13 protein-coding genes and 2 tRNA genes are annotated in these 15,568 nt (G+C 58.6%); 6 read left to right on the top strand and 9 right to left on the bottom strand.

All coding sequences use genetic code 11. From position 1 onward, the window contains the following. The first annotated feature begins 10 nt into the window (after positions 1-10). Positions 11-98 (top strand) — tRNA-Ser (locus tag CMQ96_RS10700). A 164-nt stretch (positions 99-262) separates the two neighbouring features. Here the strand turns inward: CMQ96_RS10700 and CMQ96_RS10695 are convergent. Continuing rightward, the gene (locus CMQ96_RS10695) at positions 263-1,168 is read right to left on the bottom strand and encodes a LysR family transcriptional regulator (RefSeq protein ID WP_049085912.1); all 906 of its coding nucleotides are present in this window, start codon (positions 1,166-1,168) and stop codon (positions 263-265) included. Between the two features lie 114 nt (positions 1,169-1,282). On the opposite strand from CMQ96_RS10695, the gene CMQ96_RS10690 reads away from it, so the two are divergent. From CMQ96_RS10690 to CMQ96_RS10680, 3 genes are all read left to right on the top strand, one after another. Next, positions 1,283-2,143: a pirin family protein gene (locus CMQ96_RS10690; protein WP_098066792.1), complete on the top strand. Its 861-nt coding sequence runs from the start codon at positions 1,283-1,285 to the stop codon at positions 2,141-2,143. A gap of 20 nt (positions 2,144-2,163) precedes the next feature. Then, complete coding sequence (locus tag CMQ96_RS10685) at positions 2,164-2,841, top strand: isochorismatase family protein (RefSeq protein ID WP_049088323.1); 678 nt, start codon at positions 2,164-2,166, stop codon at positions 2,839-2,841. Between the two features lie 145 nt (positions 2,842-2,986). Then, a tRNA-Ser gene (locus CMQ96_RS10680) sits at positions 2,987-3,074 on the top strand. 287 nt (positions 3,075-3,361) lie between these two features. On the opposite strand, the gene CMQ96_RS10670 is transcribed toward CMQ96_RS10680, so the two are convergent. The 4 genes from CMQ96_RS10670 to CMQ96_RS10655 all read right to left on the bottom strand — a co-directional run bounded on the left by CMQ96_RS10670 (position 3,362) and on the right by CMQ96_RS10655 (position 9,548). Further along, positions 3,362-6,436, bottom strand: a complete 3,075-nt coding sequence (locus CMQ96_RS10670) for an efflux RND transporter permease subunit (protein ID WP_098066791.1) — start codon at positions 6,434-6,436, stop codon at positions 3,362-3,364. Beyond that, entirely contained in the window at positions 6,433-7,581 is a 1,149-nt protein-coding gene (locus CMQ96_RS10665; protein WP_024359569.1) for an efflux RND transporter periplasmic adaptor subunit, read from the bottom strand. The genes CMQ96_RS10670 and CMQ96_RS10665 overlap by 4 nt, the downstream gene beginning before the upstream one ends. A gap of 78 nt (positions 7,582-7,659) precedes the next feature. Continuing rightward, a complete protein-coding gene (locus CMQ96_RS10660) occupies positions 7,660-8,856 on the bottom strand; it encodes a cell wall metabolism sensor histidine kinase WalK (RefSeq protein WP_098066790.1) in 1,197 nt (398 codons plus the stop codon). Further along, positions 8,853-9,548, bottom strand: coding sequence for a response regulator (locus CMQ96_RS10655; protein ID WP_049130613.1), 696 nt, complete (start codon positions 9,546-9,548; stop codon positions 8,853-8,855). Before CMQ96_RS10655 ends, CMQ96_RS10660 begins: the two co-directional genes overlap by 4 nt. A 122-nt stretch (positions 9,549-9,670) precedes the next feature. On the opposite strand from CMQ96_RS10655, the gene CMQ96_RS10650 reads away from it, so the two are divergent. Both CMQ96_RS10650 and CMQ96_RS10645 read left to right on the top strand, forming a co-directional pair. Then, positions 9,671-10,459 carry a MipA/OmpV family protein gene (locus CMQ96_RS10650; protein WP_024359571.1) on the top strand — a complete coding sequence of 263 codons (789 nt, stop codon included), beginning with the start codon at positions 9,671-9,673 and terminating at the stop codon, positions 10,457-10,459. Between the two features lie 155 nt (positions 10,460-10,614). Then, positions 10,615-10,908 (top strand): YciI family protein, encoded by a 294-nt coding sequence (locus CMQ96_RS10645; protein WP_098066789.1) that lies wholly within the window; start codon positions 10,615-10,617, stop codon positions 10,906-10,908. Between the two features lie 50 nt (positions 10,909-10,958). On the opposite strand, the gene phoH is transcribed toward CMQ96_RS10645, so the two are convergent. The 4 genes from phoH to efeU all read right to left on the bottom strand — a co-directional run bounded on the left by phoH (position 10,959) and on the right by efeU (position 15,552). Further along, positions 10,959-11,747, bottom strand: a complete 789-nt coding sequence (gene phoH / locus CMQ96_RS10640; RefSeq protein WP_004871266.1) for a phosphate starvation-inducible protein PhoH — start codon at positions 11,745-11,747, stop codon at positions 10,959-10,961. Between the two features lie 509 nt (positions 11,748-12,256). Beyond that, entirely contained in the window at positions 12,257-13,537 is a 1,281-nt protein-coding gene (gene efeB, locus CMQ96_RS10635) for an iron uptake transporter deferrochelatase/peroxidase subunit (protein WP_098066788.1), read from the bottom strand. Positions 13,538-13,541: 4 nt separating this feature from the next. After that, a complete protein-coding gene (efeO, locus tag CMQ96_RS10630; protein ID WP_024359574.1) occupies positions 13,542-14,669 on the bottom strand; it encodes an iron uptake system protein EfeO in 1,128 nt (375 codons plus the stop codon). 52 nt (positions 14,670-14,721) lie between these two features. Then, complete coding sequence (gene efeU, locus CMQ96_RS10625; RefSeq protein ID WP_004131307.1) at positions 14,722-15,552, bottom strand: iron uptake transporter permease EfeU; 831 nt, start codon at positions 15,550-15,552, stop codon at positions 14,722-14,724. Positions 15,553-15,568: the final 16 nt, after the last annotated feature.

Here is a 15,568-nt window from a genome sequence, read left to right as displayed (position 1 = left end):
AAAACAATATGGTGAGGTGTCCGAGTGGCTGAAGGAGCACGCCTGGAAAGTGTGTATACGGCAACGTATCGGGGGTTCGAATCCCCCCCTCACCGCCATATTTAAAGAAGAGCTCGTACGCAAGTACGGGCTTTTTTTTCGCCTGTTGCACTCCCCCCGGTAGCCCGGACAGGTGCGCAGCACCGCCTCCGGGAACCGTCGCCATCCCCCCCGGCTTCAGACTTTCTTCGATAGCGCAGCGCCGCCGGGATTGTGGCAAATGCTAATCCTCCTCCATCCGCTGATACTCTTCGCTGAGGAAATCAACCAGCGCCCTGACCGAGGGCAGCAGCCCGCGGCGCGAAGCAAACACCGCATGGATCACCTCCCTGCGCGGTTGCCACTCATCAAGGACAACCACCAGCTCTCCGGCGGCCAACTGATCGCGCACCATTAATAAAGGAAGCTGTACCACCCCAACGCCGACAATGGCCGCTTCACGGAGCGCCAGCATATCCGTGGTGACCAGCCGGGGAGTGAAGTAGATCTCCGCCCTTGCGCCCTCGGGACCGGTCAACTGCCACTTATGCTGATGTTTACCTGCGCCCAGGCTCAACCCCGGCCAATCGCTTAATTCTGACGGAACCCGGGGCTGCCCTTGCCGCTCAACCAACCCGGGGCTGGCGACCAGACGGTGCCCGCGATCGGCCAGGACACGCATCACCAGGTCGCTGTCTTCTATCGGTCTTGGGCGCACGCGAATCGCCACGTCGACGCCCTCGCCAACAACATCCACTCGACGATTAGTGGCTTCCAGCTGAAGATTGACGCCCGGATAGCGCACCATAAACCGTGCCAGCATCGGCCCGACATGCGCATGCAATAACGTTACCGGACAGGTCAGCTTCACGCTGCCGCGCGGCTCGGAGCGCAGGGTTTCCACCGCCTGTTCTGCCGCTTCCGCCTCGATCAGCATCGCTTTGCAGTGCTGATAAAATGTAAGCCCAACTTCCGTTACCGCAAACTGGCGGGTTGTACGTTGAATCAAACGTACGCCGAGGCGTTCTTCTAACTGGGCGATTCGACGGCTCAATTTTGATTTGGGTTGATCGAGCGCCCTTCCCGCCGCAGCAAATCCGCCGTGATCGACCACCTGTACAAACCAGGCTAAATCATTGAGATCCTGCATCCTTCCTCCATCGTTCCATTTTTAGAACAGTATAGGTCGTTTTTGCTATCTAGCGGACTATTAGTGGCGAATATATGCTTATTCACATCAGAAACAGACGTTCAGGAGACTGCCATGAAACAAATCACTGGTATCTACACCGCACCTTCGCAGCACTGGGTCGGCGATGGTTTCCCGGTTCGCTCAATGTTCTCTTATCAGACGCACGGCGAACAGCTAAGCCCCTTCCTGCTGCTTGACTATGCAGGCCCGCATCACTTCCCGGCGGGAACGGAGAAACGCGGCGTCGGCGAACATCCGCATCGCGGATTTGAGACCGTTACCGTCGTCTACTCCGGCGAAGTTGAACACCGTGACTCTACCGGTAGAGGCGGCGTTATTGGGCCGGGTGATGTGCAGTGGATGACCGCGGGCGCCGGGATCCTGCACGAAGAGTTCCACTCGGCGGAGTTCACCCGTACCGGCGGCGAGCTGAAGATGATCCAGCTCTGGGTCAACCTTCCGGCTAAAGACAAAATGACGCATCCGGGATACCAGAGCATTACGGCAGATGTGATTCCTGACGTTGACCTGCCGAACAATGCCGGCCGCATGCGGGTGATTGCCGGGCGCTACGAGGATACGGTTGGCCCCGCGCACACCTTTTCTCCGCTGAACGTCTGGGACCTGCAGCTCAACCAGAGTCAGGAGATCACCCTGCACCAGCCCGCTGGCTGGAGTACGGCGCTGGGCGTCCTGGAAGGTGAGATTGTGGTGAACGGCGAGGGCAACGCCCGCGAGGGTCAGCTGGTTGTGCTCAGCCAGAAAGGAGAAGCGCTCCACCTCGCGGCCGGTACCAACGCAAAAGTACTGCTGATGGCCGGTGAACCGCTGCAGGAGCCGATCGTGGGCTACGGCCCGTTTGTGATGAATACCAAAGCACAAATCGCAGAAGCGGTTCGTGATTTTAATAGCGGCCGCTTCGGCCAAATCTGATATTGAATGAGGTGAAGAATATGTCTACCCCAGCTAACTTTAATGGTTCTCGTCCGGTTATTGATGTCAATGATGCCGCCATGCTGCTGATTGACCACCAGAGCGGTCTGTTCCAGACCGTGGGTGATATGCCGATGCCGGAGCTGCGGGCGCGCGCCGCCGCGCTGGCGAAGATGGCTTCATTAGCCGGGATCCCGGTAATCACCACGGCGTCAGTGCCGCAGGGACCGAACGGCCCGCTGATCCCTGAGATTCATGCGAACGCGCCCCATGCGCAATATATTGCGCGTAAAGGAGAGATTAACGCGTGGGATAACCCGGAATTTGTTGCCGCGGTAAAAGCGACCGGGCGTAAAACGCTGATTATCGCCGGTACGATTACCAGCGTCTGCATGGCGTTCCCGTCCATTGCCGCCGTTGCCGATGGCTATAAGGTTTTTGCCGTCATTGATGCTTCCGGTACCTATAGCAAGATGGCGCAGGAAATCACCCTCGCCCGCGTCGTCCAGGCTGGCGTCGTACCGATGGATACCGCGGCGGTCGCTTCCGAGCTGCAGCGCACCTGGAATCGACCGGATGCCGCGGAGTGGGCTGAGGTGTATACCAAGGTCTTCCCGGCATACCAGCTGCTGATCGAGAGCTATGCCAAAGCTCAGGACGTGGTCAAGAACAACGAACAGCTTGATTCACAGCGTTAAAATGCCTGCCCCGCCGCGCTACGGCGGGGCAGTGTTCATTGCTTAACCGAACGATAGCAAAAGAATAAATACTGCTTGACCGTTTTAGCGCAACTCCCTATAGTAGCGCCCCGTTGCCCACCCAAGGTGAGCAGCAAAACAATATGGTGAGGTGTCCGAGTGGCTGAAGGAGCACGCCTGGAAAGTGTGTATACGGCAACGTATCGGGGGTTCGAATCCCCCCCTCACCGCCATATTTGAAGAAGAGCTCGTACGCAAGTACGGGCTTTTTTTTCGCCTGTTGCACTCCCCCGGGGGATGAGAAGCCCCGACCGGGGTTCGTCAACTGGCGCCAGCCAGTTGGACAGATGACGAGCCTGCGAGGAATCTGCCCGGAGGGCGAGCGCAGCGAGTCAATCCCCCCCTCACCGCCATATTTGAAGAAGAGCTCGTACGCAAGTACGGGCTTTTTTTTCGCCTGTTGCACTCCCCCGGGGGATGAGAAGCCCCGACCGGGGTTACCCCCGGCGCTCCTGTTTTATCAAGCGGCGTGACGCCTTTTCCAGTATCTCCCCATCCCCAGCAACATGCTAAAAGACGCCGGCAGTACGGTTAACGTGACGAGCGTGGCGACGATCAGCCCGCCAATGATGGCATACGCCATTGGCCCCCAGAAGGCCTGGTGAGAGATGGGGATCATGCCCAGGATTGCGGCGCAGGCGGTCAGAAATATTGGCCTGGCCCGGTGCTCCGCGGCGGCAATAATGGCGGCGTCGCTTTCCATGCCCTGAGCGAGATTATTGTCGACCTCACTGATCAGTATCACGGCATTGCGAATAATCATCCCCGCCAGCGCGATCGCGCCGAGCAGAGCCACAAATCCCATGGGCGTATCGCTCGGCAGCATGGCCATGACGATCCCCGGCAAGCCGAACGGGGCCATGAACAGAGCCAGCAGCATACGGGAATAGCGCCGCAGCTGGAGCATCAGCAGTAACAGCATCACCCCGAGGGTGACGGGTAAAATATCAAATACCGAGCTGTTGCCTTTTTCGGACTCCGCGACCACCCCGCCTTCAACAATGCTGTAACCGCTGGGTAGACCCGCGCGCAGTTTATCCACCGTCGGGCGCAAACCGTCCGATACGCCTTCTGCCCGCATCCCCGGCGCGAGGTCGGTTTGTACGGTGATAAACGGCAACCTTTGCCGACGCCAGAGTACCGGATCGTCCACTCCCCAGACCGGCGTGGCTACCGCGCCAAGGGGAATTTTTTGTCCATCGCGCCCCTCCACCGTCAGCGATGACAGGGTGGCAAGATTCAACCGCTCGCTGTCATTCGCCCGCAGCACCACGTCAACCAGCCGATCGTCATCCCTTATCGACGTCACCGTCGTGCCGGACCAGACGGTATTAAGCGTCTGCGCCAGACTCTGCGACGACACCCCCGCCGCCCGCGCGGCGGTCTGGTTCACCTGCAGAACGAGGGTTCTCTCCGGCTCGCCCGCGGTCTGATTCACCTCCCGGGTTAGCGGCGAGCGCCCTATCGCCTCGGCCAGTCGCCCGGCATACTCTCTGACTTTGAGATAATCCGGCCCGCTGACCCGGTATTTGATCGGCCAGCCCACCGGCGGCCCCAGCTCCAGCGGCGAAACGCGCGAGGTTAGATCGCTGAATTGCGTGGCCAGCAGCGCATTTAACTGTTCCCGCAGGCGGTCCCGGGCGGCCAGATCCTTCGCCACCACGACCAGCTGCGCCGTATTTTCATTATCCAGCAGAACATCCATCGGTAAGTAAAAGCGGATAGCGCCCGAACCCACATAGGTCGAGTAATGGTCAATATTGCGATTCCCGGCAAGCGCCCGTTCCAGCCTTTCCGTTTGTTTCTCCGTTGCAGACTGCGAAGCATTGGCCGGCAGCGTCAGGCTGACCAGCAGCTCCGGACGATCGGATGAGGGGAAAAACTCCCCCTGCATAAACGTTGTGCCATACACCGATAGCCCCAGCGCGGCCAGCGCAATTCCCAGGGTGGCGAGCCGGTGGCGCAGCGCCGTTCGCAGAAGCCGTCCATATCCCCGCGCCATTCGACCCGGGCCTGCGGCATGATGTTTAAGCTTTTCCGGCAGCAGCCATGCTCCGGTCAAAGGAGAGAACAGAATCGCCACGATCCATGAGCTCAGCAGCGCCATCAGCACCACGGCAAACAGCGAAAAGCAGTATTCGCCAGCGCTGGATGAGGCAAAACCGACGGGAATAAACCCGGCAATCATAACCAGCGTACCGGTCAGCATCGGAAATGCCGTGGTTTTGAAAGCATAGGTCGCCGCCCGCCGTCGCGTATCCCCGGCCTCCAGCCGGGATACCATGGTTTCCACGGCGATCATGGCATCATCCACCAGCAGCCCAAGCGCAATAATCAGGGCCCCGAGAGAGATACGCTGCAGGCCGATGCCTGCCAGCATCATTCCGGCAAAGGTCATCGCCAGCACCAGCGGGATCGCCGCGGCCACCACCAGCCCGGCCCTTAATCCCAGGGAGACAAAAGAAACCGCCAGCACAATCAGCACGGCTTCCACCAGCACCCGGACAAACCCGCTTACCGCGCCGCTGACCACCGCCGACTGGTCAGCCACTTTCACCATCTCAATACCGTGCGGCAGCCCGGCACCGATGGCGCTCATTCTGTCGTTCAACGTCGCGCCAAAGCGCAGCATATTTCCCGTTGGCGCCATGGAAATCGCCAGACCAATGGCAGGACGCCCGTTAACGCGATACGCCGCAGAAGGCGGTTCAGCCGCTCTTCTCTCGATGGTGGCAATGTCGGTCAGGGGAAGATAGCGATCGTTAATGCGCAGGGTGACGGCGCGTAAGCTCTCTTCGCTCCTGAGCGCCCCGCTGACGTTTATCGTCATCTTCTCCTGCCCGGTGCGCAGAACGCCGGCCGGAACTACCGCATTCTGGGCCCGCAGAGCATCCGTAACCTGCTGAATGCTGAGCCCCATACCGGCCAGTCGGGCGGGTGAAAAAGCGATCGCAATCTGCTCCTGCTGTTCGCCAAGCAGAACCGTTTTGCCGATACCCGGCACGGACATCAGTTCACGGCGGATCGTCTCCACCTGCTGGCGCACCTCCCGGAGGGTATATCCGTCAGGAATAAAGGCATAAATCGTGCCGTACGTGTCGTCAAACTCATCGTTCACGTTCGGCCCCTGCGCGCCTTCGGGCAGCGATGGCGCAATATCCTGCATTTTTTTGCGGATCTGATACCAGATCGCCGGGACTTTTTGCGCCGGCGTGTCATCACGCAGATTAATATAGATAACCGTTTGTCCGGCCCGGGTTTCACTTTCGATATAATCGAGCCAGGGCGTTTCCTGCAATTTTTTTTCCAGGACGTCCGTCACCAGATGGGTCGTGTCCGTTACCGATGCGCCCGGCCACTGCGCAGAGACTACCGCCGTTTTGATGGTGAACGCCGGATCTTCATTACGCGGCAGCAGCGTATAGCTGAGCGAACCGATAACCATCATCAGCAGCATAAAAAAGCTGACCATTTGCGGGTTTTCCAGCGCCCAGGCGGAGAGATTAAAGGTATTTTTTGACGGCGCTTTTTTCACGGCTGCTTCTCTCCGGCGACGACTTTTTCCCCCGGCCGAAGTTTACTTACGCCCGCGGTAATAACCCGGTCGCCGGGCATAAGTCCGGAGGCGATGATAACGGAAGAAGCCGTGTAGCTGGCGGGAACGACAACGCGCAGCTGCGCCTGCATCTGCGGGGTAATCACAAAGACGGCCGGTTTTTCTCCGCAACGGCTCAGCGCCGAAGCCGGTACCGCGTAACCCGCCGAGCCTGATGACGGCAGCCTTACTGTGACGCTGGAACCCAGCGCCATCGCGGCGGGCGGTTTCTTGAGGGTCGCCCTGACGCGCCATGTCCGGGTCTGGGGATCGGCCTGCGGGCTAATATCACGCAAAATGGCGAAAGCGTTCACCCCGGCATCGCTGAGCAAAGCAACCTGAAATTCCTCCGCCCTTTGCGCCTCAACCTTAGCGGGATCCGGGATATCAAACACCACGTCGCGCGCCTGCCCGGCCGCCAGCGTCACCACCGTCTCACCGGCGTTGACGACCTGACCGGGAGAGGCGCTGACCGCCGTAATGATCCCCTCACCCGGCGAGGTCAGGCGAGTCCAGCCAAGGCTTTCCCTGGCGTTGCGCAAAGCGGCCTCGCTGCTCTTCACCCGGGCGCTGGCGACCAGCCAGTCCGCCCGCGCGCTGTCGAGCTGGGAGCGGGCGATTGCCCCTGTCGCGATGAGCTTTTGCATCCGGCTAATGTTCAGCGCGGCCACCCGGGCGGTCGCTCTGGCGCTCTCTTCGTCAGCCGTCGCGCTATCCAGCTGGTTTTGTGCGCTGGTATCGTCAAGCGTGGCCAGCAGCTGCCCATAATTGACCCGATCGCCAATATCCACCGCGCGCGTCATCATCCTGCCCGCCGTACGAAAGCTCAGGGCCGTCTCATCGTGCACATGGATCTCGCCGGTTCTTTCCAGAGAGGGAAGCGTTGCCGGGGAGCCGATGACCACGTAGCGCACCGGGCGGGCCGGCGCCGGCTTATCGCCGCTTTTATCGCCGCAGCCCACCAGCGGTACGATCATCAGGGCCAGTACGATCGGCGGCAGCAGCGCAAACCAGGGTAGCGATCGCTCGGCGCCGAGCAAAGCGTACACGCACTGACGAAGGGAAAGAACTAACTCATATAACATAACGCCACTCCGTTCGGGAAATGGCGCCATTACATGACACATTAATCGAGAATGGCTCGACGTTCTGTCAAGGGATTATCAAGATGCGCTCTTTTCTTCCGCGCCGGGGTCGTACGGCAGATGAACGCGAATCAGCAGACCGCCGCTCGCCGGTAGCGCCGCGCTAATACGCCCCCCGTGCGCCGCGCAGATAGCGCGCGCAATGGATAATCCCAGGCCGCTGCCGCCGGAGTGTCTGGCGCGGGACGCCTCCTCGCGGGTGAAACGCTGGAACATTTCCGGTAAAAAATGCCGCGCCACGCCGGGCCCGTCATCAACAAAATCGATGAGGTAAGCCCCCTCTTCGCGGCGCAGTTTAATAGAAAGATGGCCCCCCTTGCGCCCATAGCGAACGGCATTTTCCATCACGATGGTAAAGACCTGCCCCATGCGGAAGGCGTCGCCGCGAAAGGGGCATGCCGGCGAAGGCTGAATGGCGATCGTGACGCACTGAGTGTCCGCCTGCGGCGTTAACCATGCGGCTCGCTCCTGCAGGAGCTCATCCAGAGCGAATGGCTGGTCATCCAGGACCAGATTGCCGGCATCCGCGAGGGAAAGAAGATGCAGTTCATCCGTCAGCCGATTCAGATGCTGGAGCTGTTTCATCACCATCTCCAGCTGCTGCGGCTGGGTATCAAAAACGCCATCCAGCATGCCCTGCAGACGGCCAATCGCCGCCGTCAGCGGAGAGCGAAGCTCATGCGCCATCGCCACATGCGAGGCGCGGAGTTCTTTATCGTAGCGGGCCAGCTGGCCGGTCATTTTGTTAAAGTCGGCGGCAAAGCGGATCATTTCCGCCGGCGCGTCCTCAATCAGCTCCGCCTGGCGGCCAAATTGCCCTCCGGTCACGTCCTTCGCCGCATCACGAAGACGGCTGAACTGCAGCGAGAGCGGACGGGCGTAGCGCAACCCCATAACAACAATGAAGGGGATCATGACCAGCACCAGCACCGCGACGGTCACCCAGTCCGCCGAGGCGATAGAGGGCGTGGAATAGCTCAATCCCCACCAGGTATCGACAATCTGGTGAAATCGGGCCGGATTGGCCTCGGGATGGCGGCTGAGCACGATAAATTCCTCGCGCAAGGCGGGCGGCATTTTGTGCATGATCCAGTAGTTCTGCACGGCGAAGCGCAGCCACATACAGGTGGCGATAACAATCACGCTGCCGATAGCCAGCGCCAGAATGCGCCCGCAAATCCAGCGCCAGAGAGAAGAGTGACGGGTCTTGATCATGGTTGTCTGAACCGGTAGCCCACGCCGCGAACGTTGACCAACGCGCCGGATACTCCCGCGGCCTCCAGTTTTTTACGCAGGTTATAAATATGCGTATCCACCACGCGCTCCAGCGCTTCGCTCTCGGGAAGGCAGCGCTCCAGCAGATACTGTCGCGAGAAGGGGCGTACGGGGGCGCGCATCAGCGTGGCCAGAAGCGAAAACTCGGTCGGGGTCAGGTCGAGAATAGACGCAGGTTCCCCCGAGTGACTGACGGTCGCGACAATGGCCGCGACATCAACCTCCAGCCCCTGCCAACGCAGAATGTCTTCCCGGGCGTCGTCTTTGCGACAACGCCGGAGCACGGCCTGAACGCGCGCCACCACTTCGCCAGGGTGGTAGGGTTTGACCACATAATCGTCGGCGCCGTAGCGCAGCGCGCCAATACGATCGGGCATGTCTCCCATTGCGGTCACCATAATCACCGGCACATCGCTTTTCCGCCGCAGGCTGGCCAACACCTCGGTTCCGTTTAGCCCGGGCAGCATCACATCCAGCAGGATCAGGTCAGGCTTCCAGCGCTGCGCCATATCCAGCCCGGAGAGTCCGTCCATGGTCACCGCCACGTCATAGTTTTCCCGGCGTAAATAGGCCTCAAGCACGCCGGCCGCGTCGGCGTCATCTTCAATTATCAGCACTCTTCTGGACAACATCTGTTCACCTTGACCGTTTCTTAACACTATCCCGACCGTTTATTGATTTAGCAAAACCATACTGCAGCGGCATTCTGCGGCGTCCCCGATCGGACGGCGCCCGTTTCCATATGGAGAACAGTATGATAGCCAGAAAAATTTCGCCGTATATGGTCGTGCCGTTTTTAATGGCGATAACGCCCGGCGCGCGCGCCGATGAAGCCGCCGCGCCTTCTGACGGGCTGACTATCGGGGTGGGGGGAAAGTACGCGCCTCGTTACAGCGGTTCTGACAAGCAGATTTGGCAGGTGGTTCCCGTACTACAGGGGCGGAAAGGCGCTTTCTTTATTGATAGCCAAAAAGGCATAGGCTACGACCTGTCAGGCGACAGCGGCCTCTACTTCGAGCACACGCTCGGTTACGACCTCGGGCGAGCGGAAAAAAACTCGAGCTGGCGCGATGGGGCTAATACGCTGAAGGGGATGGGTAATATTAAAGCCACCATGAATACCGCCTTCGCCGTCGGCTGGTCGGTCACGCCGTGGCTCACCGTTGAAGGCAAGGCTACGCTTCCGCTCACCGACGCCCAGGGCGCGCATTATCAAACTTCCGTCACCCTCCTGCTGGTTCAAAACCCGCAGGATATCGTTGCTTTACAGTCCGCCGCGCTGTTTGGCGACAGCCGGTACGTCAATACGTTTTACGGGGTTGATCGCCGGCAGAGCATCCGTTCCGGCTATCGACCCTATCGCGCAGCCGGCGGATTTTACGGCATCGACAGCGCGCTGACCTGGAGCCATCAATATAACGAGCATTGGGGCTCCATACTCAGCGCCGGCTATAGCTGGCTCGGGGAACACGCTGCTGAGAGCCCGCTCGTCTCACGGCGCAATGAAGGTACCGTGACGGCGGCAATCACCTGGACATTTTGAGCTACAGGTCAGCGACAATGATTCCCTTATATAGCAGTAAACTACCGTTATTTTCGTTTATAGCGGCCTGGATAACGTGATGAAAAAAACCAGAAACCCCGACCACGCTAATGATAAACTTCTGCAGCATTACCTTTAAATGTTAAGGAAAGAAAATGAGCACCATTGCCGTTGTTGTTCTGACTTACGTTAAACCGCTTGAGGAAGTAGACGCCCAGCTATCTGCGCACGTGGAGTGGCTGAAGCAAGGGTACGCTGACGGAATATTTCTCGCTTCGGGGCGTAAAATCCCCAGGTCCGGCGGCGTGATTCTGGCTAAAGGCGATGATCTGGATGCGCTGCAAAACCGGCTGAGCCAGGATCCGTTCCAGCAATCGGGCGTAGCGAAAGTCGATATCATTCCTTTTGAAGCAACGATGGCCAGCCCCTCACTGCAGGCTCTCCTGTAGTGCGCTAAAAACAAAGCCCGGTCACCCGGGCTTTGCAGACTCAAAAGGACTCAGTAGTAGGCTTTCAGCGCGCGCTGGCAAAGCGTTGAGCGCACGCAATCGTCGGTCGTAAAGCGCACAATACCGACCATCTCATCTTCCTCAAAACGCGCCAGCGCATCGCTCAGGCCCGAGCGGACCCCAGAAGGCAGGTCGCACTGGGTAATGTCGCCGTTGACGATAACCGTCACGTTCTCCCCGAGGCGGGTCAAAAACATCTTCATTTGCGCAGCGGTCACGTTCTGGGCCTCGTCCAGAATCACCACCGCATTTTCAAATGTACGTCCGCGCATATAGGCGAACGGCGCGATTTCCACCTTGCCGATTTCCGGGCGCAGGCAGTACTGCATAAAGGAAGCCCCTAACCTTCTCACCAGCACGTCATAAACCGGGCGGAAATAGGGAGCGAACTTCTCGGCGATATCTCCCGGTAAGAAGCCAAGATCTTCATCGGCCTGCAGAACGGGACGGGTAACAATAATTCTGTCCACATCCTTATGGATCAGCGCTTCAGCTGCTTTTGCCGCGCTAATCCAGGTCTTACCGCACCCGGCCTCGCCCGTCGCGAAGATCAGCTGTTTATTGTCGATGGCATTCAAATAATGCGCCTGAGCGTCATTGCGCGCTTCGATTGGCGAGGCGTCGCGGCTATCCCGCGCCATGCCAATGGCTTCTACGCCACTCATTTGCACAAGCGATGTGACCGATTCTTCTTCGCGCTGCTTATGGCTTCGCGAATCCTGTCTCAGCACACGTTTGGCCTCACGACGAGCTCTGGTCACTGCTTTTTGTCTTCCCATGGATAGCACCTTGCGTTGTTGGTTTACATCACACGCGTCACGATCGACGCGATTATGCGCACTAACGATTGAGGTTTGGCTTCCTTGTAAGCCATTGCTTGCCTGACGAATTGGCAGAGGGTCACGGCTACGCGCACCGGTAACCTTGCCTGGGTTCGGGTTTTCTTTACTAGAAGAGGAGGATTTTACGGTGTGAAAATCGCGGCCGGAAGTTGGGCTCCCGTGCTGATGAGTACGGTCTGGGGTTTGACGTTTTCCGTTACAGCAATCGGGCATTCGCGATCTCCATAATGAAACGAGACTACTGCCGAGAACTACCGCGCCTGTAATAAGTACATCAGAAATAATTCTAAGCGCAACTTATTTTTCACATACAGACAACAAATAATTCTCATCACAGCTGAGGAGAGTTTCCGACTATAAGATTACAGAAAAATGAAACAAGGCAGGAAATACAAAAAATGAATGGAAAAACAGCAGAAAACGCCCTGCCCTCGCGGGCAGGAACGTCAGGCTTCGAGCAGCGATTGCCCGAGATAATGCCGATCGTCGATAACCCCCGGCAGAACAAAGAAATAGCCGCCGCCAATGGGCTTCACGTACTCTTCCAGCGCTTCACCGTTCAGGCGCTTTTGCACCGTCAGAAAGCCTTTTTCCAGATCGTGCTGGTAGCAGACAAACAGCAGCCCCATATCCAGTTGCCCGGAATTGGTCACCCCCAGCGAATAGCTGTAGCCCCGGCGCATCATCAGGCTGGATTGCGTTTCCGGGGTGCGCGGGTTGGCAAGACGAATATGGCTATCGAGCGCAATGGTATCGCCGTCAGGGTCTTTGCTGTAATCCGGCACGTCGTGCTCGTGCTGCATCCCAAGCGGCGCACCGCTCAGCTTATCGCGACCAAAAATGGTCTGCTGCTCTTTCAGCGGCGTACGATCCCAGAACTCAACGTGGAACTGAATAATCCGCGCCGCCTGATAGCTGCCGCCCGTCGCCCACGCGGGCTCTCCCTGGTCGGCAGTTACCCACACCACCTTATCCATTAGCGCCTTATCGGTGCTCACCGGATTCGCGGTGCCGTCTTTGAAGCCCAGCAGGTTAACCGGCGTCTCTTTACCCTTGCTGCGCGCGGCGCTGTCGGAGATAAACCCTTCCCGCTTCCAGCGCACGCTAAGCAAATCCGGGGTGTGCTTAATCACGTCGCGCAGGGCGTGAATCACCGTATCCTGGGTGTTGGCGCAAATTTGCAGCAGCAGATCGCCGTGGCACAGCGCTGCATCCAGCGAATCGTTCGGAAAACGCGTCATCTTCTGCAGCGTCTTCGGCGCCTGATTAGCCAGGCCGAAACGCTCGTCAAACAGCGAATGCCCTACCGAGACGGTGATCGTCAGGTTATCCGGCGCGATCCACGGTCCGAGAATGCCTGAGTCCATCGGTGGCAGGCGCGGGTTCGGCGTCTCCGGCGCACGACCGCCTTTGGTCAGAAAGGCGATACGCCCGGTCAGCAGGCGAAACAGGCGCTCAAGGTCCGCTTTATCGCTGGCGAGCACGTCAAAAGCGACAAGCATCATCGACGCCTGCTGCGGCGTCAGCACGCCGGCCTGATGCGGACCGTAAAACGGCTGCGCTTCCATACGCGCGTTTGGCGACAGCGTGCCCGGAGAGCTGTTGTCTTTAGCCGCGTGCGCCACCGGACAGCCGCCGGTTATCGCCAGCGCGCCGCCAAGCGCGCCGATCCCTTTTAACAACCGCCGCCGGGACGGTTCATTAACATCATATTTTTGCTCAGCCATCGACTTAGTCCAGACCCAGGATCCCGCGCAGCTGGGCCAAATCTTCCGCCAGCGTGGTGATCGGGCCTTTCAGCGCGTTGCGATCGGCATCCGTCAGCTTGTCATAGGTCTCGAAGCCGTCTTTGGTGCGGTATTTGCTGAGAATGGTATCCACTTTTTTGAAGTTGGCGTCCACCTTCGCCAGCAGAGCGCTGTTCTCTTTCTGCAGCTGCGGACGCAGCAGGTCGACGATTTTCTGCGCGCCGTCAATGTTGGCCTGGAAATCCCACAGGTCGGTATGGCTGTAGCGATCTTCTTCGCCGCTGATTTTGCTGGCGGCCACTTCTTCAATCAGCCCGGCAGCGCCGCCGACCACTTTTGACGGCGGGAACGCCAGTTCGCTAATGCGTTTTTGCAGCTCGAGAACGTCGGCGTTCAATTGATCGGCATAGTTATCCATTCCCTTGACGCTGTTATCGCCAAACAGCGCTTTTTCCAGCCGGTGGAAACCGGTGAATTTCGGATCTTCGGCTTTTTTCTCGTAGTCATCCTCGCGGGCGTCAATGCTGCCATCGAGGTCGGAGAACAGCTCGGCGATCGGTTCAATACGTTCGTAGTGCTGGCGCGTCGGCGCGTACAGCGCTTTCGCCTTCTCGATATCGCCCGCTTTCACCGCATCGGTAAAGGCTTTGGTGCCGCTAACCAGCTCCGCGGTCTCGGCGGTAACGTAGGCTTTATAGGCGGTAATGGCTTCACCCAGGCTGAGCAGCGCATCGGCTTTGGCGGCATCTTTGGTCGCCTCGCCGGTCACCGTCAGTTTGCCTTTCGGGTTGGTCAGCAGACCGCAGGTCATATCATATTCGCCCGGCTGCAGGTTGGCCGTCAGCTTTTGCGTAAAGCCGGGAGCGATATTCTCCCGCTCTTCCACCACCATCACCCCTTTCAGAATCTCCCACTCCAACGCTTTCTGGCTGTGGTTCTGAATGATGAACTGGGTTTTACCCGCCTTCACGGTGACGTTCATCGGCTCGCACTGTTTGTCGGTGACGGTCACTTTGACCTGCGGAATATCGGCCGCCTGGGCGTAAAAAGCCGAGCTGAACAGCGCAGCGAGCGTAAGCTGCAGCGCATTACGACGAAAATGATTCATCATGACCATCCCTTTCGATAAGTATGTTGTCACTATTGCAATCCGCGATGCCCGACTACGCTGCCCGGGATGCGGTGGTTTTTTTTCCCGGCGGCGAGACGTACAGCGCCAGCGCCGGGATCAAATAGATAAAGTAGACCGCCACTTCGCTGACGGTCGGCGTTTCCTGATAGCCAAAGATCCCCTCCAGCAGCGTGCCGAATAGCGTGTGCGTCGAAATGACGTTGCTCAGGTCGAAGGCGACCTCCTGAAAATGGTTCCACAATCCGGCCTCATGGAAGGCGCGGATAGCTCCTGCGGCGAGGCCTGCGGCCACCAGTAAAATAAACAGGCTGGTCCATTTGAAGAAGACGCCGAGATTCATGCGGATACCGCCCCAGTAGATCAGGAACCCTAAAACGATGGCCGTCGCCAGGCCGAGCATCGCCCCAATGGGCGGCCAGATCCCGACATCCTGCTGGAAGGCGGCGAGCAGGAAAAAGACCGATTCCAGGCCTTCACGCGCGACGGCGAAAAAGACCATCATCACCAGCGCCCAGCCGTGATTGTTCCCGCGCTGGAGGGCATTATCGACCGCCTGCTCAAGCTGCTGTTTGACGTTGCGCGACACTTTACGCATCCAGAACACCATCCACGTCAGAATGCACACTGCCACCACTGCCACGATGCCCTCAAACAGCTCCTGTTCGCGCTGCGGAAACTCACCGGTGGTTTCGTTGATGAAGATGCCCAGGCCCAGGCACAGCGCCGCTGCAAGCAGCACCCCAATCCACATTACGCCAATCCAGCTGCCGCGCTGGGTGCGTTTCAGATAGCTGGCAATCAGGCTGACAATCAGCGCAGCTTCCAGGCCTTCACGTAACATGATGAGAAATGGGACAAACATGCCAACACCCTTAAAT

The organism is Klebsiella sp. MBT K-1 (assembly GCF_002556465.1).
Lineage (GTDB): Bacteria > Pseudomonadota > Gammaproteobacteria > Enterobacterales > Enterobacteriaceae > Klebsiella > Klebsiella grimontii.
This window is presented reverse-complemented; position numbering and strand designations above follow the sequence as displayed.

Excerpts from the sequence above, each read along its gene's own strand:
- CMQ96_RS10660 (WP_098066790.1), bottom strand. The coding sequence starts at position 8,856 with ATGATCAAGACCCGTCACTCTTCTCTCTGGCGCTGGATTTGCGGGCGC.
- efeU (WP_004131307.1), bottom strand. The coding sequence starts at position 15,552 with ATGTTTGTCCCATTTCTCATCATGTTACGTGAAGGCCTGGAAGCTGCG.
- CMQ96_RS10695 (WP_049085912.1), bottom strand. The coding sequence starts at position 1,168 with ATGCAGGATCTCAATGATTTAGCCTGGTTTGTACAGGTGGTCGATCAC.
- CMQ96_RS10665 (WP_024359569.1), bottom strand. The coding sequence starts at position 7,581 with ATGTTATATGAGTTAGTTCTTTCCCTTCGTCAGTGCGTGTACGCTTTG.
- phoH (WP_004871266.1), bottom strand. The coding sequence starts at position 11,747 with ATGGGAAGACAAAAAGCAGTGACCAGAGCTCGTCGTGAGGCCAAACGT.
- efeO (WP_024359574.1), bottom strand. The coding sequence starts at position 14,669 with ATGATGAATCATTTTCGTCGTAATGCGCTGCAGCTTACGCTCGCTGCG.
- CMQ96_RS10690 (WP_098066792.1), top strand. The coding sequence starts at position 1,283 with ATGAAACAAATCACTGGTATCTACACCGCACCTTCGCAGCACTGGGTC.
- efeB (WP_098066788.1), bottom strand. The coding sequence starts at position 13,537 with ATGGCTGAGCAAAAATATGATGTTAATGAACCGTCCCGGCGGCGGTTG.
- CMQ96_RS10685 (WP_049088323.1), top strand. The coding sequence starts at position 2,164 with ATGTCTACCCCAGCTAACTTTAATGGTTCTCGTCCGGTTATTGATGTC.
- CMQ96_RS10645 (WP_098066789.1), top strand. The coding sequence starts at position 10,615 with ATGAGCACCATTGCCGTTGTTGTTCTGACTTACGTTAAACCGCTTGAG.
- CMQ96_RS10650 (WP_024359571.1), top strand. The coding sequence starts at position 9,671 with ATGATAGCCAGAAAAATTTCGCCGTATATGGTCGTGCCGTTTTTAATG.
- CMQ96_RS10655 (WP_049130613.1), bottom strand. The coding sequence starts at position 9,548 with ATGTTGTCCAGAAGAGTGCTGATAATTGAAGATGACGCCGACGCGGCC.